Source organism: Pseudomonas sp. PB120 (genome assembly GCF_009761815.1).
Taxonomy (GTDB): Bacteria; Pseudomonadota; Gammaproteobacteria; order Pseudomonadales; family Pseudomonadaceae; genus Aquipseudomonas.
The window spans coordinates 149,881-172,559 of the sequence record NZ_RWIN01000051.1; the positions used below are offsets into that span (position 1 = coordinate 149,881).

A 22,679-nucleotide genomic window follows, 5' to 3' on the forward strand; every position below is an offset into this window, starting at 1 on the left:
TTCGGGTTTTGGGCGGGCAATCCCGGACGTCAGAGGGATGAGCCGTGGTCAACGTCGAACAATTGAAGAACAGCGTGAACCGTATGTCGGCGGATGTGGTGCGCGAGGCTGTCCTCGAGTTGCGTCTGGATGGCTTGGTGACTGAAGGAAAAACCCCTTTCAACAAACTGCATTTCAATACCTGTTTTGCTGAAATAGAAGCCTTGTTCCAGCGCGCGGGCTATCACCGGCAGCTGGATGTCGTGGGTTATCAAGGGTTGTTGTACGCCCTGTACGACCCGGGTCGTTGGGAAGCGGTCGACGTGCTTCGCTGGCTCAAGGAATTCACCGAAGCGGCCGCGCGGACGCAGTCGATACGGGCTTGAAGATTCTGTTCTAGGTTCGTTCCGGCCGCTGTTGGATAATGCCGTCCTGTATTGACGGTCAGAGTTTTCGTATGTCCATTTCATCGTTTTCCGCTGCACACAACCAGGCCAGCACGCTTTATCTGCCGCCTGGTCAGTGGCAGACCGTATTCGATTGCCTGTGCGAGCACTTTAGCGCTATCGGTCGTGAACAATGGCTGGACAGAATTGCACGGGGTCGCGTTCTCGACGGCCAGGGCGTTCCAATCGACCTTGACCTGCCTTACAAGGAAGGCCTGCGGATTCACTATTTTCGGGAAGTGCCGGACGAAAAACCGATCCCCGTGACCGAGACGATTCTGTACGCGGATGAGCATCTGGTGGTGGCGGACAAGCCGCACTTTCTACCGGTGACGCCGGCGGGCGAATATGTCGAGCAGACCCTGTTGCGGCGGCTGATCCGTCGACTGGATAACCCGCATCTGGTGCCATTGCACCGCATCGACCGGCATACGGCGGGGCTGGTGCTTTTTTCTGCCAACCCGCAGAGCCGCTCGGCGTATCAGTCGTTGTTTCCTACGCGGCAGATTGAAAAACGCTACGAAGCCATTGCCCGGGCGTTGCCTGAACTGAATTTTCCATTGGTTCACAAAAGCCGTCTTGTGGATGGCGAACCGTTCTTTCGCATGCAGGAAGGGCCAGGCGTCAGCAATACCGAGACGGCCGTCGAGGTCAGGGAAAAGAATGGCGACCTGTGGCGTTATGGGTTGTATCCGGTAACGGGCAAGAAGCACCAGCTGCGCGTCCACATGACCGCCCTGGGCGCAAGCATTTGCAATGACCCGTTCTATCCAACGGTGCTCAAGGATGTAGAAGATGACTATGCCAATCCGTTGAAACTGCTGGCTCAGGGATTGAGTTTTGTGGACCCGGTCACGGGCGAGCCGAGAATCTTCGAAAGCGCCATCACCCTTCAGTGGTGAGCGGATTTACCGACTACCAGCCAAGAAAAAGCCCGCTTTAAGCGGGCTTTTTCGTATCCGGTTGTCAGCGCAAAGATTACAACTCTTTAACGGTGCGAACCTGATCCTTGTTGATGCGTGTTTGCTTGCCGTCCAATTGTTCGAACTCGTAGAAACCCGAATCCTTATCAAACTTCGGCGAGTCGACAGCCTGGATTTCTCGACCGTCATTCAAGGTGATCACTGTAGGCGAAGCGCAACCGGCGAGGGTCGCGAGGCCCAGCGCGAGCATGAAAGTGGCGAGGGTCCGTTGAGTCATGAGTGTGTCTCCGAATATGAATTCTTTTTGGTTACTGAGCTTGAGACGTATACCGCGCGTGCAAGTTCATTCTCGTGTCAGTCTGACACAGTGTAGTGGGTGCTTAGTAGTTCAGGCGTATTGAGGTTGGCCAAGCGAGGGTCATTGTCCGGGCATTGCAGGGCGGTAGAACCCAATTGACGCATCACGCGACCGGGGCTGCGTTCGCCGTCATTCCAGGCTTTTTCGAAATCGGCCAGCAGTGCCACGGGGATCACGCACAGCAAGGGTTCCCAGTGTTCGCCATGGCGCAGCATCAGCGGTTGGTCTGGGTGCCGGCTGGCGGTTTCTCGCATGCCTTGGAGCAGCGCGGCATCGATGCGCGGAACGTCACACGGCAGTACCAGCAGATGCGTATGGCGAGCGGCCCTCAACCCCGCGCGAATACCCGCCAGGGGGCCAGGAAAGTCACCTTCATCGTCATGAACCAGCTGGTCAGCATAGGGTGCGTATTTTTCCAGGTTTCTGTTGCAGGAGATGATGAGGTCATCGCTCAGCGACCGGGTTTTGCGATGCAGGTGCGCAATCAGTGGCTCGCCGTGCCATTCCAGCAGCCCTTTGTCTTGACCGCCCATTCGCTGGCCACGGCCACCCGCCAGGAGCAGTATTGAGCAGGGCGGTAGTTGCGAATTCGAAGTCATGGCCGGTCTCCATGGGGGCGGCGAAAAAAGGGGGCGCTGTGATATAACACCGGGCTGTTTCTCCTACAACTGGATGAGCCTATGAAAGCCAAGGCTGATGTACCTTTCGCCCCGCTCAACATCGCGGTGCTGACTGTCAGCGATACCCGTACCCTGGAAACCGACACGTCGGGACAAGTCTTTGTCGACCGCTTGAGTGCTGCCGGGCATAACCTGGCTGCACGGGTACTGCTCAAAGATGACCTCTACAAAATTCGCGCGCAAGTCGCTAACTGGATTGCCGACGATGTGGTGCAGGTGGTGTTGATCACCGGCGGCACCGGGTTCACCGGACGCGACAGCACACCGGAAGCGGTGAGCTGCCTGCTGGACAAGCAAGTCGACGGTTTTGGCGAGCTGTTCCGGCAGATTTCGGTAGCGGATATCGGCACTTCGACGGTTCAGTCCCGAGCCCTGGCCGGCCTTGCCAATGGCACGTTGGTCTGCTGCTTGCCGGGTTCGACCAATGCCGTGCGCACCGGTTGGGACGGGATCCTGGCCGAGCAGCTGGATTCGCGGCACCGCCCGTGCAATTTCGTCCCTCATCTGAAACAGGCGGCACCCTGTGAATCCCGCGGGTAAGCCAGGCAAGACTGGCAGCTTGATGGCTGTCGAGGTGGCACTGGCACGTTTGCTCGAAATGGCCGAAGCCTCGCCGATCCGCGAGCGTGAACGCTTGCCGTTGGCGCAGGTTGAGGGCCGTGTGCTGGCCGAAGACCTGATTTCGACGCTTGATCTGCCGCCGTGGCCCAACAGTGCCATGGACGGGTATGCCTTGCGCGTGGCCGACTGGACAGGAACGCCGTTGGTAGTCAGCCAGAAGATTTTTGCCGGGCAGGCACCAGAGCCTTTGAAGCCTGGGACCTGTGCACGAATCTTTACCGGTGCACCTGTTCCCGCGGGTGCCGATTGCGTCGAGATGCAAGAAAACGCCGAGGTGCAGGCCGATGAGCGCGTTCGCTTTACCGAAGCCATGGCTGTCGGCCAAAACATTCGCCCGCAAGGTCAGGAAACAACTGTCGGTGAGTTGATCCTGTCCGTCGGCACGCGTCTGGGGCCGATTGAACAGGGCCTGGCTGCATCGTTGGGGCGCGCCGAGCTGGAAGTGATTCGCAAGGTCCGCGTTGCGGTTCTGTCCACAGGGGACGAACTGATTGAGCCTGGCCAGGCGTTGGGGCCGGGGCAGATCTACAACAGTAATCGGGTATTGCTGTGCAGTTGGTTGCAACGCTTGGGTTATGAAGTGATCGATGCTGGTATTCTTCCGGATAACCTGGAAACCACCCGGGCTCGTCTTGGCGAGTTGAAGGATGTGGACCTGATTCTCTCGACCGGTGGCGTCTCTGTGGGCGAGGCCGACTTCCTGGGTATTGCCTTGCGCGAAGAGGGCGAGTTGACGTTGTGGAAGCTTGGCATCAAGCCCGGCAAGCCGCTGACGTTCGGGCATTTTCGCGGTGTTCCGGTGATTGGTTTGCCCGGCAACCCTGCGTCGACGCTGGTGACTTTTGCGTTGTTGGCAAGGCCTTACCTATTGCGCCGTCAGGGCGTAAAAGCAGTTGAGCCCCTGAAGTTTCAGGTGCCAGCGGGGTTTGACTGGCCCAAGCCCGGGAATCGCCGCGAATATTTGCGTGGCCGTCTGGAGAACGGTCGGGCAATCATCTACAAGAATCAAAGTTCGGGTGTGTTGCGCAGCGCTGCCTGGGCCGATGGCTTGGTAGAGGTGCTGGAAGATCGCACACTGATAGAGGGCGACTTTGTAGGCTTTATACCGCTCAGCGACGTTCTTGGCTGATTGTCGTCACGCGGCACCCTGCAAACCCGGTTGATCGAACCGGGTTTTGCGTTTAGGGCATTGCTCAATGAGCCAGCAGCGTCACGACCTGGTCGAATCGACTGTTGGCTATCCAGGCCAGAAGCGAGAGGACTACGGCTGTTCCCCCTGCTGAATACGCCAGTCGGTGTTTGATGGATTTGACGTCGCCACGGACCTCATCCATATCCCGTCGGATGTATTTGAGGTGTGTCTCCAGTTCGGTGACGCGAGGTTCCATATCAATTTCTCCCATGGGTTTTGCGCTGTTTTTGAATTCGGCCTGATGATTGGCGCGCTTTTCTGCGAACGGAGCAACCGGAATGACCGGTGACCGGATGTCATGGCTTTGCATTTCACGTCCTTGTGTAGTTTCTGCTGAATGAATGATCAACCGCACCGCCAAGTTGTACCAATCACTCGAGGCGGTCAATTGGGCCGATTCCTCATGTTTTGTAGGAAAAGTCGAAGTGCTTCGGGCGCAGGGCCGATGGACATAAAATAAATCAATTTTTTGCGACTTTTATGGGGGGCGCTGAGGTCAACATCTGCCATATGGAATCAATCAGGGGGAGTGACCACCATGAGCGAACACAAGGCGTTGTTGATTTTGCATGGCAAGCAGGCGCTCAACGAGGCAGTTCGTACGGCTGTAGAAGACAAACGCGAACAAGGTTGGGAATTGGCCGTTCGATTGACCTGGGAGGCAGGTGATGCGCGGCGCCTGGTGGACGAAGCATTGGCATCAGGTTATCGCCTGATCATCGCGGGCGGCGGTGATGGCACGTTGCGCGATATCGCCGAGGCGATGGCTGATCACTCGACCCAGGCCAGCCTGGTGCTGTTGCCCCTGGGGACCGCCAATGATTTCGCGCGCGCCGCCGGTGTGCCTCTTGAACCTGCCCAGGCACTGGATCTTCTCGATGTTGCACCGAGTGCCATCGATTTGGGCGAAGTGGGCGGGCAGGTGTTTCTGAACATGGCCACGGGCGGTTTTGGCAGCCAGGTCACGGCAAACACCTCGGAGGATTTGAAAAAAGTCCTTGGCGGGGCTGCTTACCTGTTTACCGGTCTATCCCGATTCAGTGAACTGCATGCCGCCTACGGCGAGTTGCATGGCCCTGACTTTCAGTGGAGTGGCGAGCTCCTGGCATTGGGCATCGGCAACGGACGGCAAGCTGGGGGCGGGCATGTGTTGTGCCCGCAGGCACTGGCTGACGACGGTCTTCTGGATATCAGCATTCTGCCGGCTCCGCAGGAAGTGGTCGGCACGTTGAAAAGCCTGTTGAGCGAAGGCTTTGGTATCGACAACCTGTTTGTGCGGGCGCGCTTGCCATGGGTCGAGATCAAGGTGTCGGAAGGCCTCTTCATCAACCTCGACGGTGAACCGCTGGAAGGTGACAGCCTGCGTTTCTCGGCCCGTCCGGCAGCACTGCGGGTGCATTTGCCGGAACATTCGCCTCTGTTGAGTGTTCGCGGATCGGTCAGTCGTCCAGGCTGATGATTTGCTCACGCACGGCGAACAGCACCAGGCCGGCCACGTCGTAGATCTGCAAGCGTTTCATGATCTGTGAACGATGGGTTTCGACCGTCTTGATGCTCAGGCCCAGGCCATTGGCAATTTCCCGGGTGGATTTTCCGCGAACGATCAACCGCAGGATTTCCAGTTGGCGCGCTGTCAGATTGTGAGAATCGGTTTGCGCCTGGTTTTTCTGGTTACGAGTCAGCGCCTGATTGATGACGGTATGGGCGATAGCCGGACTCAGGTAGCGTTCGTTATTGCGCAAGGCATCCAGGGCGTGTTCGAGTTCGGTGCCCGTCGTGTCCTTGAGCAAGTAGCCATGGGCGCCGGATTCCAGTGCCTGCATGATGAGGGCGGGGTCGGTGTGCATTGAAAGGATCAGCACTTTGCTTTGCGGGCGAGCCCGCTTGAGCCGCTGCAATGCATCAAGGCCGCTGGTTTCCTTCATGGAAATATCCAGCAGCACGATGTCCGGAGACAGCTGCTCGACCATTTCCAGAAGCTGCGAGCCATCGCTGGCCTCACCAATGACGGCGTACCCCGGAATATCCAGCACCAGAGCGCGTACGCCAGCCCTGATCAGCGAGTGGTCATCCACCAGAAGTAAGTTACAAGTCAATGCATAACCTTATTCGTACTGGCCCGTTCAAGCGCACGGGGCGCCCAGGGAAAGAGGGCTTCGATTTGAGTGCCTTTGCCCGGCTCGCTGGTCACACTCAGTGTGCCACCCAGTTGATCGATCCGTTCTGACATACCCGCCATTCCGCGTTGCCCCGCACGACCGGGATCGGTCTCGGGCTCAAAGCCCAAACCGTCATCGCTGATCAACAGGGTCAGGCCTCGGGGCAGGCGTTGCAGGCGAACCAGCAGATTTTTCGCTTCTGCATGGCGCAGGATATTGGTCACCGCTTCCTGGGTGATTCGAAAGGCGGCGACCGCCATTTCCTCTGGAATACCGGTCAATCGCTGATGACATTCCAGGCTCCAGTTCACCGACGTATTCGCCAGGGTCTTCAGTAGATGCGCCCGCAGGCTCGCTTCGAGTCCAAGGCTGGTCAGCTGTCGGGGATTGAGGATGGCCGACACATCACGAACTTTGGTCAGGGTCTCTTCCAGCGTGTCGCAGAGCACCGCGCATTGCTCTTGAAGCTCGTCGGGCATCCGGCGCTTGAGCCATTCACTTTGAAGTTTTGCCGCGGTCAGCAACTGGCCGATGTCGTCATGCAGTTCTCGGCTGAGGCGATGACGTTCGTTTTCCTGGACTTCCAACAGCCGGTCGGCCAGCTCTTGAGGCTGAAATTTTATCGATTTGCGCGACAGGCGATGTTGCGCCCAGACACACGCCACAGCCGCCACATTGAGCATCAGCAGCGGCAGCGGCAGGCGAGTGGAAAAGCCGTAAACCAGCAGGCTGCCGAGCGCCGAAGCAGTGCATAGCGCCAGCGTGAACCGGCGTGCGTTTTCTCGGGAGGGTGGCCAAAGGGTGATTGACTTGAGGCTGGCGTACATAGCGGATGGAGCCAATGGATGTTCGCTGCGGGCAGACCGGCCATGCTGGCTGACGGGTCTCTGTCTTGTTGTTTGATACATTGACTTCGGCGGGGCGTACGTCAGTGTTCACCCCGTCTGTAACGCCGTTGGGCTGTACGCTGCAGTCACTTTGCCATTATTTGACGTCAACTAATGGTCGGCATAATACCACTTCAGATACCGTTGGTCGCGCTCGCTAATATGTTTGTAAGCGCGCAAACACGAAGTTTTGGACGAGAGTTCCACAATGGAAAAAGTTGGGTGTTTATCGTTTTGGGATGTCGATTTTTCCTGGGTTTATTACCAGGCAAAACCCTAGGAAAGGGAAGGCTTTCTGTTGTCGACGAAAATTAGTTAATTGTCTGTTCTTGTCGTTATCAGGTATGAGTTATTCAATTGCGACATGCGCTCAAAGTTACCGTGCTTTCATGGCAGTAAAAATATCAGGCACGACAGGCATAGTTGCCTGTTGTCTTTAAGCGCGCCGTCCCGAGTAGGAAATCAGGGTGAACGGTTTGGAAGGGGCCGGAAGCTGAAACTGGCTTTGTCCGATCTGAAAGGCGAAGGCTTCGATCAGTGATGTCTGTTCACTGTCGTCGAGGCTGAGCTGGCCAGTGGTCTGATCGATGAGTTCGAGTTGCCAGGCGATCAGCGTCAGGCAGTCTTTCAATGCGTCCAGGGCCTGGTCGTGCAGGTCGATGTGGTTCTGGGCCTGATTCAACAAACCATGAATGTGCAGGGAAAATTCCGAGACGGCCGCCAACGCCAGTGCATCAGCCTTGCTGGCCAGTTTCAGGAGGGTGCTAAGCATGCAGTCGATGGCATCTTTGTCATTGCTGATCAATTGCAAATGACTCAGGCACTCCTCGGTTTTGGCCAGGAGTGTTTCAGCCTCGACGAGAAACTCCGGGATCCGATGAGCCCAATCTTTATGGTCGTACGGCATGCTTATCTCCACAACGTCATGTCAAATGAGGGAACGCCGTGTGTGTCGACGAAGACAGGAAATGTCCCGGCAGTGCCGTTTCGTCGTGAGATCGCGATTCGTTCGGCCTGCAAGCAGGCATGGGAAACCGAGAGGGTGGAGGGCCACTTACCTGCGATCGCACACAAAAGCCTGACTCCGTTCATGCAATGAGAATGGCGTCACATTAATGGCTATTGGATATTGCGAATATCAGGCTGCTCCTGATTGATGCTAGGGGAATCCCTTACACAGGGGAACCAAACGAACGAACCGAGGTCGCGTCGCTGGAAATGTTGCAGATGTAATCACCGCGCCAGTAAAGCATGATGTTAATGTGACATCAATGCCTGTGCAGGGCATTTTGTACGGGGGTCAAGGTCCGGCGAAATCTGCCGATAACTCCCTTTAATGAATTCACCCGTAAAAGCCCAGGAGTCATTGATGGCCGGCATTCTCGACACAGTAGACCAACGCACGCAATTAGTGGGTGAGAATCGCCTGGAAATTCTCATGTTCCGGTTGGCCGGGCGCCAGTTGTTTGCGATCAACGTCTTCAAAGTGCAAGAAGTGTTGCAACTGCCGAAACTGACATTGATGCCTCAGCGCCATCCGTTTGTGTGCGGCGTGGTCAACCTGCGTGGCCAGACCTTGCCTGTGATCGATTTGTCCCAGGCCATCGGCATGCGTCCGTTGGTGCCAAGCCCCACCAGCACGATCATCGTCACCGAATACAACCGGTCGGTGCAGGCGTTCCTGGTCGGTGGTGTCGACCGAATCGTCAACATGAACTGGGAAGCCATTCTGCCACCGCCGACCAGCGCTGGTCGCCAGCATTACCTGACCGCCATCAGCAAGGTCGACGACCAGTTGGTGGAAATCATCGACGTCGAGAAAGTCCTGGCCGAAATTGTCCCGTACAGCGCCAAGGTATCCCGCGAAAAACTTGAAGACCCGGTGCTGGAACGTGCTCGTGGCCGCGAAGTGCTGTTGGTCGACGACTCGAACGTAGCCCTGGCGCAATTGCGTGACACCCTGGGCCAGCTGGGCGTGAAAATGCACATTGCCAGCGATGGCTTGAAGGCGCTGAACATGCTCAAGGGCTGGGCTGACAGCGGCGTTTCCATGACCGACAAATTGCTGATGGTCTTCACCGATGCGGAAATGCCGGAGATGGATGGCTATCGCCTCACTACCGAAATCCGTAACGACCCGCGCCTGCGTGGTCTTTACGTCGTGTTGCACACATCGCTGTCCGGTAGCTTCAACGATTCGATGGTGAAGAAAGTCGGCTGCGACAACTTCCTCTCCAAATTCCAGCCGGACAAACTTGTCGACGTGGTGCGCCAGCGCCTGATGCTCGACGAAGTACCCGCCTGATAACAACACAGTCCTTGTGGGAACAGACTTGTTCCCACAAGGACTGCCGTCGCCAATTTTCAGCCTTTGATTCAATGATCAAGCTCGTATAGGGTGGCGTTTTTACCCTCCAGGGAGCTGGCCATGCTGCGTCTGAGCGCGCTTTATCGTTACCCGTTGAAATCCGGCAAGGGCGAGACCTTGCAACAGGTCGGCCTCGACAAACTGGGCCTCGACGGTGACCGACGCTGGATGCTGGTGGACGAGGCCAGCGGGCGCTTTCTGACCCAGCGTGCGGTGGCGCAGATGAGCCAGCTGTCCGCGTTGTGGAATGCACGCGGTGGCCTGACCCTGAGCGCTCCGAGCCGTTCGCCCATCGACATCGCGTTGCCTGCCGGCGACGCCGAACTGCGAGGCGTGACCATTTGGCGCGACAGCTTGCGAGTGCCGGATGCCGGTGATGAGGCCGGCGCCTGGGTCAGTGAATTCATCGGCAAACCGACGCGTCTCGTCCAGGTGCCGCTGGATCGCGCGCGCATGACGGAGGCCGGTTATGGCAAGGATGATGACCAGGTGGCGTTCGCCGATGGCTACCCGTTGTTGCTGATCGGGCAGGCGTCACTGGAAGATTTGTCGCAGAAGGTTGGCCGCGAGCTGGAAATGTTGCGTTTCCGGCCGAATCTGGTGATCGAGGGCAGTGACGCCTATGCCGAAGATAGCTGGAAGCGCATCCGCATCGGCGATGTCGAGTTCCGGGTGGTCAAGCCGTGCTCGCGCTGCATTCTGACCACCATCGACCCGCAAACCGGCCAGCGTAGCGACGATCGCGAACCTCTGGCGACCTTGCAGAAATACCGTGCCGAGGAAGACGGCGCGATGTTCGGCCAGAATCTGGTCAACGACAGCAATGGCCAACTCGAAGTCGGCATGCCTGTCACGATCCTCGAATAAACGCCCCGGAATGAAAAATGCCCGTATCGCAGGACACGGGCATTTTTTTGCTGTGAAACCCGGGGTTTTAGCCGCGGTATTCGCACAGGTAAGCCGTATCGACGGCTACTTTCAGCTGGAACTTGCTGTTGGCCGGTACGTTGAACTGGCTGCCGGCGGCGAAAGTTTCCCAGTCGGTGCTGTCTGGCAGCTTGACGGTCAGGGCGCCGGTCACCACGTGCATGATTTCACGCTGGCTGGTGCCGAATTCGTATTCGCCCGGAGCCATGACGCCAATGGTCGCAGGACCTTCAGCGGTGCCAAAGGCGATCGACTTGACGGTGCCGTCGAAGTACTCGTTGACTTTAAACATGGGCGATTCCTCGAAAAGGGCTAAAAAGGGCCGGCCAGTATGCACAAGGGCTTCTGCGTCGTCACCTGTCCAGAGGAGGGAGAATCAATGGCAGCAAGCGTGCGGTATTGCGCGCATCTTCCAGCGCCCGGTGTTGTTGTCCGGTGAATTGCATGCCGGCCAGTTGCAGCGCGCCGTTGAGCCCCAGCGGGCGTTCCAGCCGTCGAGCCTTGGCAAAGCGCTGCTTGAGGTTCATGTGGGGCACCCGGCTGAGCTGGCTGTCGAGTTGCAGGCTCTGCCATTCCTGCAGCAGCTGTTTGCGATCGTAGTCGCCCCAACTGGCCCAGCCTTCCAGGCGCGAATGATGATGGCCCAGCCAGCGCTCGAAGATCGCCCAGACCTCGATCAGAGGCTGTGCAGCGTCGATATTGGCTTGGGTGATGTGCGTCAGTTCCCGGCAAAACGGGGTCAGCAGTGGTCGGCGCAGCGGGCGTACGAAACGCTGGAAATGATCCAGTTCCCGACCCTTGCGGTCCACCAGGGTGGCGCCGATTTCGATGATTTCCATTTCCGTTACTGGCCAGCCACCCTCATCGGTGGTGGCTTCCAGATCAATGACCAGCCAATGAGGCATCGCAGGTTTCCTGGTATCCGCGTCCTGATAGCGCTTGAGCGTAGCCAAACCCGAGGGATCCGCCTAGCGCCTTATTCGACCTCCAACAAAATCTGACGATTTTTTACCTGATCGCCGACCTGTACCTGCAAGCGCTTGAGCACGCCGTCGATGCCTGACTTGAGCGGATGCTCCATTTTCATCGCTTCGAGTACCACCAATAGCTGGCCCTTGGTGACCAGGCTGCCCTCACTGACCAGGACGTCGACGATGGCCCCGTCCATCGGCGCTTTAAGCGTGCCGGAGCTGACCCCCGCCTGGGTGCTGACCAAGGCGTGTGTGCGATCCACCAGGCGCAGGCTGCCAGGGCCGGTGAACAGCCAGAGCTGCCCGGCTTCCAGGCGATAGGCATGACAGCGACGGATGCCGTCGATCATCAGGGTCGCCCGTTGACCATCGCTTTGAATGACCTGTAACTCAAGCGTCCGCGTACCGACCTGAATCCGATACGGCTCGCCCGGCACCGCGTTCAGTTCCACTGGCCAATCCTGATCCTCCCGGCCGATGCGATAGGTCAACGGCACGCTGGCGTTGTTGCGCCAACCGGCGCGGGGCGCTCGGTAAGCCTGCGCCGAGGCTTGATAAAACAGCGCTGCTGCAATGGCCAGTTCTTCTGCGCTGGGTATATGCGGGGCGAGGCAGTGATGGTCGGCGAAATGAGTGGGGATGAACCCGGTGCTGAACTCGCCGCTGATGAACTGTGGGTGTTCCAGCAAACCGGCCAGCAACGGCTGATTGCTCTGGATGCCCAGCAGAACGCTGTCCTGCACGGCTCGCAACAGCTTGCGTCGCGCTTCTTCGCGAGTGGCGCCATGCGCGATGAGCTTGCCCAGCAGCGGGTCATAGAACGGACTGATGGCCTGACCTTCGATCAAGCCATGGTCGATGCGTATGCCGGCCTGCAGCGCGGGCTCCCAGGCGCTGATGTGCCCGGTCTGGGGCAGAAAGCCCTGGGCCGGGTCTTCGGCGTACAGACGTACCTCCATGGCATGCCCGTTCAACTGCACCTGATCCTGTTGCAACGGCAGTGGTAGGCCTTCGGCGACGTGAAGCTGCCACGCCACCAGGTCAAGCCCGGTGATCAGTTCGGTCACCGGGTGCTCCACCTGCAACCGGGTGTTCATTTCCAGAAAATAGAACTGCCCGTTCGCATCCAGCAAGAACTCCACGGTCCCGGCGCCGACGTAATTCACTGCTCGTCCGGCCTTCAGCGCTGCTTCGCCCATGGCCTGGCGCAGTTCGTCGGTCATCACCGGGCACGGCGCTTCCTCGATGACTTTCTGATGACGACGCTGGATCGAGCAATCGCGCTCGCCGAGGTAGATCAGGTGACCTTGCTGGTCACCGAACAGCTGGATTTCGACGTGACGCGGATCGACCAATGCCTGTTCAAGGATCAGCTCGTCGCTGCCAAACCCATGCAAGGCTTCGGACCGTGCGGTACGAATCTGCGACAACAGATCGTTGGCCTGGTGCACCAGTCTCATGCCGCGCCCGCCACCGCCGGCGCTTGCCTTGATCATCAGCGGGTAGCCGATGCGTTCGGCTTCACGGCTCAGTGTCGCATCGTCCTGCTCAGCGCCTTGATAGCCTTTGATGCACGGCACACCGGCCTTGATCATGGCGAGTTTCGACAGGCGTTTGCTGCCCATCAGTTCGATGGCTTCGGGGCTGGGGCCGATGAAGGTGATGCCAGCGGCTTGGCAGGCCAGTGCGAATTCGGCGTTTTCCGAGAGGAATCCGTAACCCGGATGAATCGCGTCGGCGCCGGTGCGTCGGGCGGCGTCGATGATGGCCGGGATGTTCAGGTAAGACAGCTGCACCGGGGCCGGGCCGATAGCCACGGCCTCGTCGGCCATGCGCACGTGAAGGGCATCGGCGTCGGCTTCGCTGAAGACGGCCACGGTGCGATAGCCCAGCGCCTGGGCGGTGCGCTGGATGCGACAGGCGATTTCACCGCGGTTGGCGATCAGGATTTTCTTGAGGGCGGGCATGGTTTATTTCCTTGGTTTTGCGGTGAATGTGATGGCCTTATCGCGAGCAAGCTCGCTCCCACAGGGGTTAGGCGACCCGACTTGCCCGCGAGGCGTTCAAGGGGCCCAACCGGGTTTGCGCTTCTGCACGAAAGCCATCGTCCCCTCTATCCCTTCGGCCCCGGTCACCGCTTCGCTGAACCACTCGGCCGCCTCATCCAATAGCGCTCCGGAAGGCTGTCCGGCACTCGCCAGCAACAGTTTTTTAGTCACCGCATTCGCCTCCGGCGCGCAACACAGCACATGCGCCAACACCTCATCGAGCCGCTCGGCCAACGCTTGCGCGTCGTGCTCGACAAAATGCACCAGCCCCATACGCCGCGCCTGTGTGCCATCGAACCGGGCCGCAGTCAGGGCCAGTCGCCGGGCTTGAGTCAGCCCGATGCGCTGCACCACGAACGGTGCGATCTGGGCGGGCAACACGCCAAGGCTGGTTTCCGGCAGACCGAATTGCGCCTGATGATCCGCCAGGGCGACATCGCTGACGCAGGCCAGGCCCAAGCCGCCGCCGAGCACCGCGCCTTGCAGCACCGTGATCACCACTTGCGGCGCGTGCTGTACTTCTTGTAGCAGCGCGCCGAACGTTCGATTCAAATCGCGGTATGCCGAGGCACCTTGGGCGCGGGCATTGGCCATGTCCTTGATGTCGCCACCGGCGCAGAAATGCCCGCCGGCACCGCCAATGACCAGCGCGCGAATCTCGCGGTCGTCGCGCACGGCCAACAACACCGCGCGCAGTTCGGCGACCATCAGCAGGCTCATGGCATTGCGGCTTTCCGGGCGATTGAGGGTGATGTGCAGCACGCCGTTATGCGCTTCGAGCAGCAAAGTCTGGCAAACGGGCAGGGCGCTCATTTCTTTTTCCCCGGCAGGATGCCCATAAGTTTGCAGATGATTCCCAGCATGATTTCGTCGGCGCCACCGCCGATCGACACCAGCCGCACATCGCGATAGGCCCGGGCTACCGGGTTGTCCCACATGAAGCCCATGCCGCCCCAATATTGCAGGCAACTGTCACTGACTTCGCGGCCCAGGCGCCCGGCCTTGAGTTTGGCCATGGACGCCAGTCGAGTGACGTCCTGGCCTTTGACGTACTGCTCGGTGGCCTGATAGACCAGCGCCCGCAGGCATTCGATTTCGGTTTGCAGTTCGGCCAGGCGGAAATGGATGACCTGATTGTCGATCAGGGCATTGCCGAAAGTCTTGCGCTCCTTGCAGTACTCGATGGTGCTGTCGACGCAATATTCCAGGCCCTTGATCATGTTCGCCGCGCCGAACAGGCGTTCCTCCTGGAACTGCAGCATCTGCATCATGAACCCCGCGCCTTCATGGCCGATGCGATTGCGTTGCGGCACGCGCACGTTGTCGAAAAACACCTGGGCGGTTTCCGAACTGCGCATGCCGAGTTTGTCGAGGTGCGAGCTGAGGCTGATCCCGGGGGTGTTCATCGGCACCATGATCAGCGACTTGTTGATGTGCGGTTTGTCGTCCGAGGTATTGGCCAGCAAGCAGATGAAATCGGCGCAGGGCGAGTTGGTGATCCACATCTTGCTGCCATTGATCACATAATCGTCGCCCTCCTTGCGGGCGCTGGTTTTCAACCCGGCCACATCGGAACCGGCACCGACCTCGGAGACGCCGATGCACCCGACCTGTTCGCCGGTGATCGCCGGACGCAGGAACTCGTCGCGCAATTCATCGGAGCCGAAGCGCGCCAGCGCCGGGGTGCACATGTCGGTTTGCACGCCGATGGACATCGGAATCCCGCCACAATGGATGGTGCCGAACTCCTCGGCGGCGACAATCGAATAGCTGTAGTCCAGCCCCATTCCACCGAACTTTTCCGGTTTCGAAATCCCCAAGAGGCCCAGCTCGCCGGCCTTGCGAAAGATCTCATGGATCGGAAAACGCCCGGCTTTTTCCCACTCATCGACGTGCGGGTTGATCTCGTGATCGACGAACTGGCGGACGGTACGACGCAGCGCTTCATGTTCCTGGGTGAAGATCATTTTTATTGTTCTCCTGTTCGCCCTTAGAAGCGGGCTACGCCAAAACTGTTGGTGTGCAGCGGCCGCACGTCGGCCTCATGACAGATATCCAGCAAGTAGCCGAGCAAGGTCCGGGTATCGCGAGGGTCGATCAGCCCGTCGTCCCACAAACTGGCGCTGCCGTAGAGCGCGGTGGACTGGCTGTCGAGTTTCTGCGCGGTGACCTGCTCCAGCATGTCGAGCATTTTCGGGTCCGGCACCAGGCCGTCCTTGAGCTGTTTGGCTTCGGTGACGATTCGCAAGACCTTGCCGGCCTGGGCGCCGCCCATCACTGCGGTGCGGCTGTTCGGCCAGGCGAAGATGAAACGCGGGTCGAGGCCGCGGCCACACATCGCGTAGTTGCCGGCGCCATAGGAGCCGCCGACGACGATGGTCAGTTTGGGCACACGGGCATTGGCCACGGCCTGGATCATCTTGGCGCCGTGCTTGATCACGCCTTGCTGCTCCGACTCGGTGCCAACCATGAACCCCGTGGTGTTGTGAAAGAACAGCAGGGGGGTCTGGCTCTGGTCGCACAGCTGGATGAACTGCGCGGCTTTACTCGCGCCCTTGGGCGTGATCGGGCCGTTATTGCCGATGAAGCCACAGGCGCGACCCTCGATCTGCAGATGGCCACAAACCGTCTGCTGATCGAACTCGCCCTTGAACTCGAGAAAGTTCGAACCGTCGGCGATCCGCGCGATGATTTCGCGCACGTCGTAGGGTTTTTTCGGGTCGTCCGGGATCAGTCCCAGCAGCTCGTCGATGGGGTAGAGCGGTTCATCCCAATGGCGCTCGGGTAGCCACTGCAACTGATCGTTCCACGGCAGCAGGCTGACGATTTCGCGCACCTGTCGGACCCCGTCGGCATCGTTCTCGGCCAGGTACTCGGCAGTGCCGGCGGTTTGCGCATGCATCTCGGCGCCGCCCAGTTCTTCGTCGGTGGCCACTTCGCCGGTCGCGGCCTTGAGCAATGGCGGCCCGGCGAGAAACAGTTTGGCCTTGCCACGCACCACCACCACGTAATCCGACAGCCCCGGCTGATAAGCACCGCCCGCTGTGGCAGAGCCGTGGACCACGGTAATCTGCGGCAACCCCATGGCCGACATGCGCGCCTGATTGGCAAAACTGCGCGCGCCTTCGACGAAAATCTCCGCGGCATAATTGAGGTTGGCGCCCCCGCTTTCCGCGAGGGTGATCACCGGCAGTTTGTTTTCCATGGCGATCTGTTGCAGGCGCAGGGACTTTTTCAGGCCGCTGGGGGAAATCGTCCCGCCCTTGATCGCGCTGTTATTCGCCACCACCAGCACACGCACGCCGCTGACATAACCGATCCCGGCGATCAGCCCGCCACCGGCCGAGCTGCCGTCCTTGTCGTCGTGCAGTTTGTAGCCGGCCAGGCTCGAGAGCTCAAGGAACGGTGCGCCGGGGTCGAGCAACAGATTGAGCCGTTCGCGGGGTAGTAATTGCCCACGCTTTTCAAATTTGGGTTTGGCTTCGGCTGCCTTGTCCAACAGGTTTTGTTCGAGCTGACGAACTTGCTCGATGACGGCCAGCATCGCCGCGCGATTCTGGGCGAACTGTTCGCTGAACGGGTCGATGTGGGACTGGATGACCGGCATGGCTTATTCCTTGTCCTTGGACCTGAGCACTTCTGGTAAGTAAGCGCGATGGAAGCCGTTGTAGGACTCGCTGTTCGTCGCCTTGTGAATCGGCCAGGCGCGGCCGCCTAGGCTTGCGGCACCGTCGATGCGCAAGGTACTGCCGCTGACGAACGCGGCGGCGGGGCTGAGCAGGAAAACAATCGCCGCGCTGACTTCCGATTCGGTGCCGATGCGCTTCAGTGGCACATGTTCGAGCAGGGTCGGGATGACGGCCTTGAACGCGCCTTCGTACGTGTCCATGCCACTGGACGCGACCCAGCCCGGCGCCACGGCGTTGACCCGAACCCCGGCGTAACCCCATTCGAACGCGGCGGTTTTGGTCAGGTTGTCCATGCCTGAACGCGCGGCGCCGGAGTGGCCCATGCCCGGCATGCCGCCCCACATGTCGGCGAGCATGTTGACGATGGCGCCGCCGTGCTTGCTCATGGATTGATTGAACACTTCCCGGGCCATCAGGAAACCGCCCACCAGATTGGTGCGCACCACGGTTTCGAAACCCTTCTGATTGATCGAGGCCAGCGGCGACGGGTATTGCCCGCCAGCGTTGTTGACCAGCCCGTGAATCGGCCCGTGCTTGCGAATCAACTCGCCGACTAGGTGCTTGACCGCGTCTTCATCGCGAATGTCACAGGTCTTCCAGTCCGCCTGGCCGCCGTCCTCGGCAATTTCCAGGGCGACGGTTTTCAGTTTGTCCGCGTTGCGTCCCACCAGCAGCACATGGGCGCCAAGGGCCGCGAGCTCGTGGGCGGTGCAACGGCCGATGCCGCTGCCGCCACCGGTGACGATGATGTTTTGGCCCGCAAACAAATCGGCTTTGAAAATCGAATCGTAGGCCACGGCGGCAGTCCTCTAGTTGACCTGGTCGGCGATGCGCTGGGGCACCGGAATCTGTATTTCCAGCAATTGCTGGGCAAAGGCTTTGCCTTGCGGGTCAATCCGCAGGCTGGCCACACCACCGCCACCGAGGGCGTTTTCCAGCAGAAAATTCAGGCTGTGGCTGGCGGGCAAATACCAGCGTTCGACTCGTCCGTGGACCGGGTCAAGGACGTGACTCATCCAGTCGACGATCACCTCCGGCGTCAGTGCTTCGGCGATCCACGGCAGGTATTCGGGATCGCGGGCGATGACGCCCATGTTGCTGTGGTTGCCCTTGTCGCCGGAACGCGCCACCGCGAGCTTGACCAGGGCCACGCTGGCGTCGGCCGGACCGGTGGGTTTGGGCGGTTCGAACGGCACGGGCAAATCGGCGGTGTCGAGCACGTCGAGGGCGGGCAGGGCGCACGGGTGGCGCTGGCCACTGAAGTCAATTTCCAGCGTGCAGGCGGTTTTGTCGATCAGGAACGAGAACAGCCGGATCAGCGGATAAACCGTTGGCCGGCCACCGACAATACCGGTCAGCCCCGGTGCCATGCCCGTGGCGGCCTGGGCAATTTCCCGGGAGAACACAATCAGTGCCTGTTTGCTGGGATGGCGCACGGCGAGTTTGATCACCACTTCGCGGCTGTCCCGGCGCTGGCCGTGGGGACCATAAGTGGCTTCGCTGCCCAGCAGCTCGATGTTGACCTCGCTGTAGGGCGCCCATCCGCGCCGGGTGAAGATCTCCGACGTCTTGTTGATGATGGCTTCGCTGACTCGCCGGGCCTTGTCGACGGCATCGATGCCGGCGATCAGGCAACTGGCGGTGCAACGGAAACCGTCCGGGTACGTAGCGCTGACCTTGTACTGATCGGTCGGTGGCAACCCTTTTGCGCCATGCACCCGAACTGCGTTCTTGCCTTGTTGCACCAGCTTGACCTGAGTGAAATCACAGACCACGTCGGGCAGCAGATAGGCGCGCGGGTCACCGATTTCATAGAGCATCTGTTCGCCCACCGTCAGCGGCGTCACCAGCCCGCCGGAACCTTCGGGTTTGCTGACGATGAACTGGCTGTCGGTGCTGACCTCAACGATGGGAAAACCAATGTGTTCGTAGTCGGGGACGTCGCGCCAATCGGTGAAGTTGCCCCCCGTGCATTGGGCGCCACATTCGATGATGTGACCGGCGAGTGCCGCTTGGGCAAGTTTGTCGTAGTCGTGCCACGACCAGCCAAACTCGTGCACCAGCGCGGCGCTGACCACGGCGCTGTCGACGACACGCCCGGTAATCACAATGTCCGCACCCAGCCGCAGGGCTTCGACAATGCCCGGTGCACCGAGGTAGGCGTTGGTGGAGACGCACAGCGGCGGAAGCGGCGCGCCGCTGAACATTTCATGCAGGCCAAGGCCGGCCAGCCGTTTGAACTGCGGCTGCAGGTCATCGCCCAGCAGCACGGCGATTTTCAAGTCCACCCCGGCCTGGTCGCAGGCTGCTTGCAAGGCAGCGGCACAGGCTTGCGGGTTGACCCCGCCGGCGTTGCTGATCACGCGAATCTTCTGTTCGGCGAGTTGCTTAAGCAACGGACTGAGGACTTCGATGAAGTCGCCCGCATAGCCGGCCTGAGGATCTTTCATCCGTGCGCCGGCCATGATCGACAGGGTGATTTCGGCCAGATAGTCGAATACCAGATAATCCAGCCGCCCACCTTCCACCAGTTGCGCGGCGGCAGTCGACGTATCGCCCCAGAACGCGCTGGCGCAACCGATGCGGATCGTTTCAGGCACAGCCTTGTCCATAGCCACCTCCGACAGAAGTATCCCGAGACTACCAAGCAAGCGCTTGGTTTGTAAACGACAGAAATATCTTCTGCCCGAGCGCTTGCTTGGTTGCCGTTGCCAGCTTAAATTGCCCGCAAAACCCCGCTGTTTTGGCGGTGAAAGGCGCATTCGACTGATCGACTGTAGGAGAGAACGGGTGGACGAGCAAAAAGCCCTGAAGGTCATGCGCGAACTGGTCGCCAACGGCCAATTGACTGACCCGGACAGCGCCCGTGGAAAATTGCTGCAAGTAGCGGCTCACCTGTTTCGCAACAAAGGTTTCGAGCGCACCACCGTGCGCGATCTGGCCGGCGCCGTGGGCATTCAGTCGGGCAGCATTTTTCATCACTTCAAAAGCAAGGACGAGATCCTGCGGGCGGTGATGGAAGAGACCATTCGTTACAACACCGCGTTGATGCACGCATCTCTGGCCGAATCCACCAGCGTGCGCGAACGGGTGCTCGCGCTGATTCGCTGTGAATTACAGTCGATCATGGGTGGCAGCGGCGAGGCCATGGCGGTGCTGGTCTACGAATGGCGTTCGCTGTCCGAAGACGGACAGGCCAAGGTGTTGGCGTTGCGCGACATTTATGAAGACCTCTGGCTGCAGGTGCTGGGCGAGGCCAAGAGCGCCGGTTTTATCCGTGGCGATGTGTTCGTCACCCGCCGCTTTCTGACCGGTGCATTGTCCTGGACCACGACCTGGTTTCGCGCCGGTGGCAGCATGAGCCTTGAACAGTTGGCCGAAGAGGCGTTGATTCTGGTGCTGGAAGAGCGCTAATAAGCTTGTCTTGGCTGGCAGGAACTGGCTAAGTGGACGAAACGCCTGGCTTGATTGGATTGACGCGTAATTTTCGGGGAGTGGGTTGTTTTGATGTCTTCGCCAATTCGGATGGCTTCGCGGTTTTTGCTGGCAGCGCTTGCAGTGCTCTGGGTCATACCGTCCCAGGCCGCACAGCTGGTGCGGATCGGTGCTGCACATTTTCCGCCTTATACCGTGCGCCCGGAATCCGGCGCCGATACCGGTTTGCTGCCGCAGCTGGTTCAGGCACTCAATGCCTCGCAAACCACCTATCAGTTCGTGTTGGTGCCCACCTCGATTCCCCGTCGCTTCGGGGATTTCAAGCAGGGCCGGGTCGACATGGCGATTTTCGAAAACCCGGACTGGGGCTGGAAAGACATTCCCCACACCAGCGTCGACATGGGCCTGGAAGACGCCGAGATTTTTGTCGCGCAGCGCTTGCCGGGTCGCGAGCAGGGTTATTTTGCCGAACTGGCCGGCAAGCGCCTGGCGCTGTTCAGCGGCTATCACTATGAGTTCGCCAGCTTCAATGCCGACCCGACATTTCTCGCGAAGAACTACAACGCCACGCTGACGTACTCCCATGACAGTAATTTGCTGATGGTGCTGCGCGGGCGTGCAGATGTTGCGTTGGTCACGCGCTCCTACCTGAGCGATTACTTCCTGCGCAACGACAAAGTCGCCGATCAGCTGCTGGTGTCCGAGCGTGTCGATCAGGTCTATCACCACTACGCCATCCTGCGCCCGGCTGCACCGATCAGCGGCGAGGCCTTCGGGCAGTTGCTGCAAGGGTTGCGGGACAATGGCCAGATGCTGAAGATTTTCAGTCCCTACAAGATCGACCTGGTCGCGGTGCCGGGCAGCTGAGCACACGCCGTAGGTCGCGTCGTTACCCACTTCTCTTAAATTTCCGGCACTGGCTCACGTCACCTCGTTGAACCGTCGACGATTACCGTGAGCCCGACCCATGTCCAATCTGAATGACCTGACTGCCCTGGCCTTACCCACAGGCGGCTTTCTTGTAGCTGATGAAACTGAAAACCGCTTGAGCCTGAGCCTTGAAGGGCAGCCGCTGATTCAACTGCGCCTGACCCGCGAGCCCGAGTTGCAAGTGCACATGGACGGCGGCTATGGCAGCCATCCCATCTCGGTGGCGTGTTATTGGCTGTTTGCCCGGGACCCTGCCTGCCAGCGGCTGACCTGGCAGCTCGACGAAACTCCGACCGATGCGCTGCTTAGCGGATTGCTGATCGCCACCGACAGTGCCGGCCAGTATCGCTGCGAACGAACGCTGTTCTGGCAGTTGCCTCAACCTTGGCTGGGCACGTCACCGACAGCGAGTTATCCACAACAAATGGTCATCAGCAACGGCAAGCGTCATCCGTTACGGCCAGTGAAACCAAAGGGCGAGGTGTACCGGCGTTTCGATGCTCGCCTCGGCGCGTGGATTTCCCTGCGCACGCTGGAGATCGATGAAGACCTGGCCCGTTTCAACCGCTGGCAGAACAGCGCGCGGGTGGCCAGTTTCTGGCAGGAGGAGGGCAGTCTGGAACAGCATCGCGCCTACCTGGACAAACTCGAAGCTGACCCTCACACCCTGACACTCATCGGTTGTTTCGACGATCAGCCGTTTGCGTATTTCGAAGCGTATTGGGCCAAGGAAGATCGTATCGCGCCATTCTACGACGCGGGTGATTACGACCGTGGCATTCACATGCTGGTGGGGGAGGAAAGTCATCGTGGCCCGCACAAGGTCGCGAGCTGGTTATCGGCGTTGGTGCATTACCTGTTTCTGGATGATCCACGTACGCAACGGGTGGTCGCCGAGCCGCGCGCCGACAACGCGAAGATGATCGGCTACATGGAACAGCAAAGGTTCTACTGTGAGAAAGAGTTCGACTTTCCGCACAAGCGCGCAGCCTTGATGGCGCTGGGGCGCGAGCGGTTTTTTGATCGGTGTTCGCTGGCCTGAGCCGGCGCTGAAATGCAAAAAATC

At 59.5% G+C, this 22,679-nt stretch carries 24 protein-coding genes; 10 read left to right on the top strand and 14 right to left on the bottom strand.

Features of this window, described 5'->3' with window-relative positions; all coding sequences use genetic code 11:
• Nucleotides 1-44 precede the first annotated feature (44 nt).
• Both EJA72_RS11240 and EJA72_RS11245 read left to right on the top strand, forming a co-directional pair.
• Complete coding sequence (locus tag EJA72_RS11240) at nucleotides 45-365, top strand: transcriptional regulator (protein WP_178129283.1); 321 nt, start codon at nucleotides 45-47, stop codon at nucleotides 363-365.
• Nucleotides 366-436: 71 nt separating this feature from the next.
• Nucleotides 437-1,327, top strand: a complete 891-nt coding sequence (locus tag EJA72_RS11245; protein WP_157711523.1) for a pseudouridine synthase — start codon at nucleotides 437-439, stop codon at nucleotides 1,325-1,327.
• 76 nt (nucleotides 1,328-1,403) lie between these two features.
• Here the strand turns inward: EJA72_RS11245 and EJA72_RS11250 are convergent, their stop codons facing one another.
• Nucleotides 1,404-1,625 carry a YgdI/YgdR family lipoprotein gene (locus EJA72_RS11250; RefSeq protein ID WP_157711524.1) on the bottom strand — a complete coding sequence of 74 codons (222 nt, stop codon included), beginning with the start codon at nucleotides 1,623-1,625 and terminating at the stop codon, nucleotides 1,404-1,406.
• A 77-nt stretch (nucleotides 1,626-1,702) separates the two neighbouring features.
• A complete protein-coding gene (gene mobA / locus EJA72_RS11255; protein ID WP_157711525.1) occupies nucleotides 1,703-2,305 on the bottom strand; it encodes a molybdenum cofactor guanylyltransferase MobA in 603 nt (200 codons plus the stop codon).
• Nucleotides 2,306-2,386: 81 nt separating this feature from the next.
• On the opposite strand from mobA, the gene moaB reads away from it, so the two are divergent.
• Together moaB and glp are read left to right on the top strand one after the other, a co-directional pair.
• A complete protein-coding gene (gene moaB / locus EJA72_RS11260; protein WP_157711526.1) occupies nucleotides 2,387-2,926 on the top strand; it encodes a molybdenum cofactor biosynthesis protein B in 540 nt (179 codons plus the stop codon).
• Nucleotides 2,910-4,136 carry a gephyrin-like molybdotransferase Glp gene (gene glp, locus EJA72_RS11265; protein ID WP_178129285.1) on the top strand — a complete coding sequence of 409 codons (1,227 nt, stop codon included), beginning with the start codon at nucleotides 2,910-2,912 and terminating at the stop codon, nucleotides 4,134-4,136. Before moaB ends, glp begins: the two co-directional genes overlap by 17 nt.
• A gap of 64 nt (nucleotides 4,137-4,200) precedes the next feature.
• Here the strand turns inward: glp and EJA72_RS11270 are convergent, their stop codons facing one another.
• A complete protein-coding gene (locus EJA72_RS11270; RefSeq protein WP_157711527.1) occupies nucleotides 4,201-4,509 on the bottom strand; it encodes a hypothetical protein in 309 nt (102 codons plus the stop codon).
• 228 nt (nucleotides 4,510-4,737) lie between these two features.
• On the opposite strand from EJA72_RS11270, the gene yegS reads away from it, so the two are divergent.
• The gene (gene yegS, locus EJA72_RS11275) at nucleotides 4,738-5,655 is read left to right on the top strand and encodes a lipid kinase YegS (RefSeq protein WP_157711528.1); all 918 of its coding nucleotides are present in this window, start codon (nucleotides 4,738-4,740) and stop codon (nucleotides 5,653-5,655) included.
• Here the strand turns inward: yegS and EJA72_RS11280 are convergent.
• From EJA72_RS11280 to EJA72_RS11290, 3 genes are all read right to left on the bottom strand, one after another.
• Complete coding sequence (locus tag EJA72_RS11280) at nucleotides 5,639-6,295, bottom strand: response regulator transcription factor (RefSeq protein ID WP_157711529.1); 657 nt, start codon at nucleotides 6,293-6,295, stop codon at nucleotides 5,639-5,641. The genes yegS and EJA72_RS11280 overlap by 17 nt on opposite strands.
• The gene (locus tag EJA72_RS11285; RefSeq protein WP_157711658.1) at nucleotides 6,292-7,185 is read right to left on the bottom strand and encodes a sensor histidine kinase; all 894 of its coding nucleotides are present in this window, start codon (nucleotides 7,183-7,185) and stop codon (nucleotides 6,292-6,294) included. Before EJA72_RS11285 ends, EJA72_RS11280 begins: the two co-directional genes overlap by 4 nt.
• 496 nt (nucleotides 7,186-7,681) lie before the next feature.
• Nucleotides 7,682-8,152, bottom strand: a complete 471-nt coding sequence (locus EJA72_RS11290) for a hypothetical protein (RefSeq protein ID WP_157711530.1) — start codon at nucleotides 8,150-8,152, stop codon at nucleotides 7,682-7,684.
• A gap of 462 nt (nucleotides 8,153-8,614) precedes the next feature.
• On the opposite strand from EJA72_RS11290, the gene EJA72_RS11295 reads away from it, so the two are divergent.
• Both EJA72_RS11295 and EJA72_RS11300 read left to right on the top strand, forming a co-directional pair.
• A complete protein-coding gene (locus EJA72_RS11295; RefSeq protein WP_157711531.1) occupies nucleotides 8,615-9,550 on the top strand; it encodes a chemotaxis protein CheV in 936 nt (311 codons plus the stop codon).
• Between the two features lie 123 nt (nucleotides 9,551-9,673).
• Complete coding sequence (locus EJA72_RS11300; protein ID WP_157711532.1) at nucleotides 9,674-10,480, top strand: MOSC domain-containing protein; 807 nt, start codon at nucleotides 9,674-9,676, stop codon at nucleotides 10,478-10,480.
• A gap of 67 nt (nucleotides 10,481-10,547) precedes the next feature.
• On the opposite strand, the gene EJA72_RS11305 is transcribed toward EJA72_RS11300, so the two are convergent.
• From EJA72_RS11305 to EJA72_RS11340, 8 genes are all read right to left on the bottom strand, one after another.
• Nucleotides 10,548-10,832, bottom strand: a complete 285-nt coding sequence (locus EJA72_RS11305) for a pyrimidine/purine nucleoside phosphorylase (protein ID WP_010461229.1) — start codon at nucleotides 10,830-10,832, stop codon at nucleotides 10,548-10,550.
• A gap of 61 nt (nucleotides 10,833-10,893) precedes the next feature.
• The gene (locus tag EJA72_RS11310) at nucleotides 10,894-11,445 is read right to left on the bottom strand and encodes an exonuclease domain-containing protein (RefSeq protein WP_157711533.1); all 552 of its coding nucleotides are present in this window, start codon (nucleotides 11,443-11,445) and stop codon (nucleotides 10,894-10,896) included.
• Between the two features lie 71 nt (nucleotides 11,446-11,516).
• Nucleotides 11,517-13,478: an acetyl/propionyl/methylcrotonyl-CoA carboxylase subunit alpha gene (locus EJA72_RS11315; RefSeq protein ID WP_157711534.1), complete on the bottom strand. Its 1,962-nt coding sequence runs from the start codon at nucleotides 13,476-13,478 to the stop codon at nucleotides 11,517-11,519.
• 96 nt (nucleotides 13,479-13,574) lie between these two features.
• Nucleotides 13,575-14,372, bottom strand: coding sequence for an enoyl-CoA hydratase/isomerase family protein (locus tag EJA72_RS11320; protein WP_157711535.1), 798 nt, complete (start codon nucleotides 14,370-14,372; stop codon nucleotides 13,575-13,577).
• Nucleotides 14,369-15,526 (bottom strand): citronellyl-CoA dehydrogenase, encoded by a 1,158-nt coding sequence (gene atuD, locus EJA72_RS11325; RefSeq protein ID WP_157711536.1) that lies wholly within the window; start codon nucleotides 15,524-15,526, stop codon nucleotides 14,369-14,371. Before atuD ends, EJA72_RS11320 begins: the two co-directional genes overlap by 4 nt.
• A gap of 23 nt (nucleotides 15,527-15,549) precedes the next feature.
• Nucleotides 15,550-17,166, bottom strand: coding sequence for a geranyl-CoA carboxylase subunit beta (gene atuC / locus EJA72_RS11330; protein WP_157711537.1), 1,617 nt, complete (start codon nucleotides 17,164-17,166; stop codon nucleotides 15,550-15,552).
• A 3-nt stretch (nucleotides 17,167-17,169) separates the two neighbouring features.
• The gene (locus EJA72_RS11335) at nucleotides 17,170-18,045 is read right to left on the bottom strand and encodes an SDR family oxidoreductase (protein WP_178129287.1); all 876 of its coding nucleotides are present in this window, start codon (nucleotides 18,043-18,045) and stop codon (nucleotides 17,170-17,172) included.
• Between the two features lie 12 nt (nucleotides 18,046-18,057).
• Complete coding sequence (locus EJA72_RS11340) at nucleotides 18,058-19,848, bottom strand: acyclic terpene utilization AtuA family protein (RefSeq protein WP_178129313.1); 1,791 nt, start codon at nucleotides 19,846-19,848, stop codon at nucleotides 18,058-18,060.
• Between the two features lie 190 nt (nucleotides 19,849-20,038).
• Here EJA72_RS11340 and EJA72_RS11345 point away from each other — a divergent pair, with 190 nt between their 5' ends.
• The 3 genes from EJA72_RS11345 (at nucleotide 20,039) to EJA72_RS11355 (ending at nucleotide 22,655) form a co-directional block, all read left to right on the top strand.
• Nucleotides 20,039-20,662, top strand: a complete 624-nt coding sequence (locus EJA72_RS11345; RefSeq protein ID WP_372240700.1) for a TetR/AcrR family transcriptional regulator — start codon at nucleotides 20,039-20,041, stop codon at nucleotides 20,660-20,662.
• A 93-nt stretch (nucleotides 20,663-20,755) separates the two neighbouring features.
• Entirely contained in the window at nucleotides 20,756-21,550 is a 795-nt protein-coding gene (locus EJA72_RS11350) for an ABC transporter substrate-binding protein (protein WP_157711539.1), read from the top strand.
• Nucleotides 21,551-21,650: 100 nt separating this feature from the next.
• The gene (locus EJA72_RS11355; RefSeq protein ID WP_157711540.1) at nucleotides 21,651-22,655 is read left to right on the top strand and encodes a GNAT family N-acetyltransferase; all 1,005 of its coding nucleotides are present in this window, start codon (nucleotides 21,651-21,653) and stop codon (nucleotides 22,653-22,655) included.
• Nucleotides 22,656-22,679 lie beyond the last annotated feature (24 nt).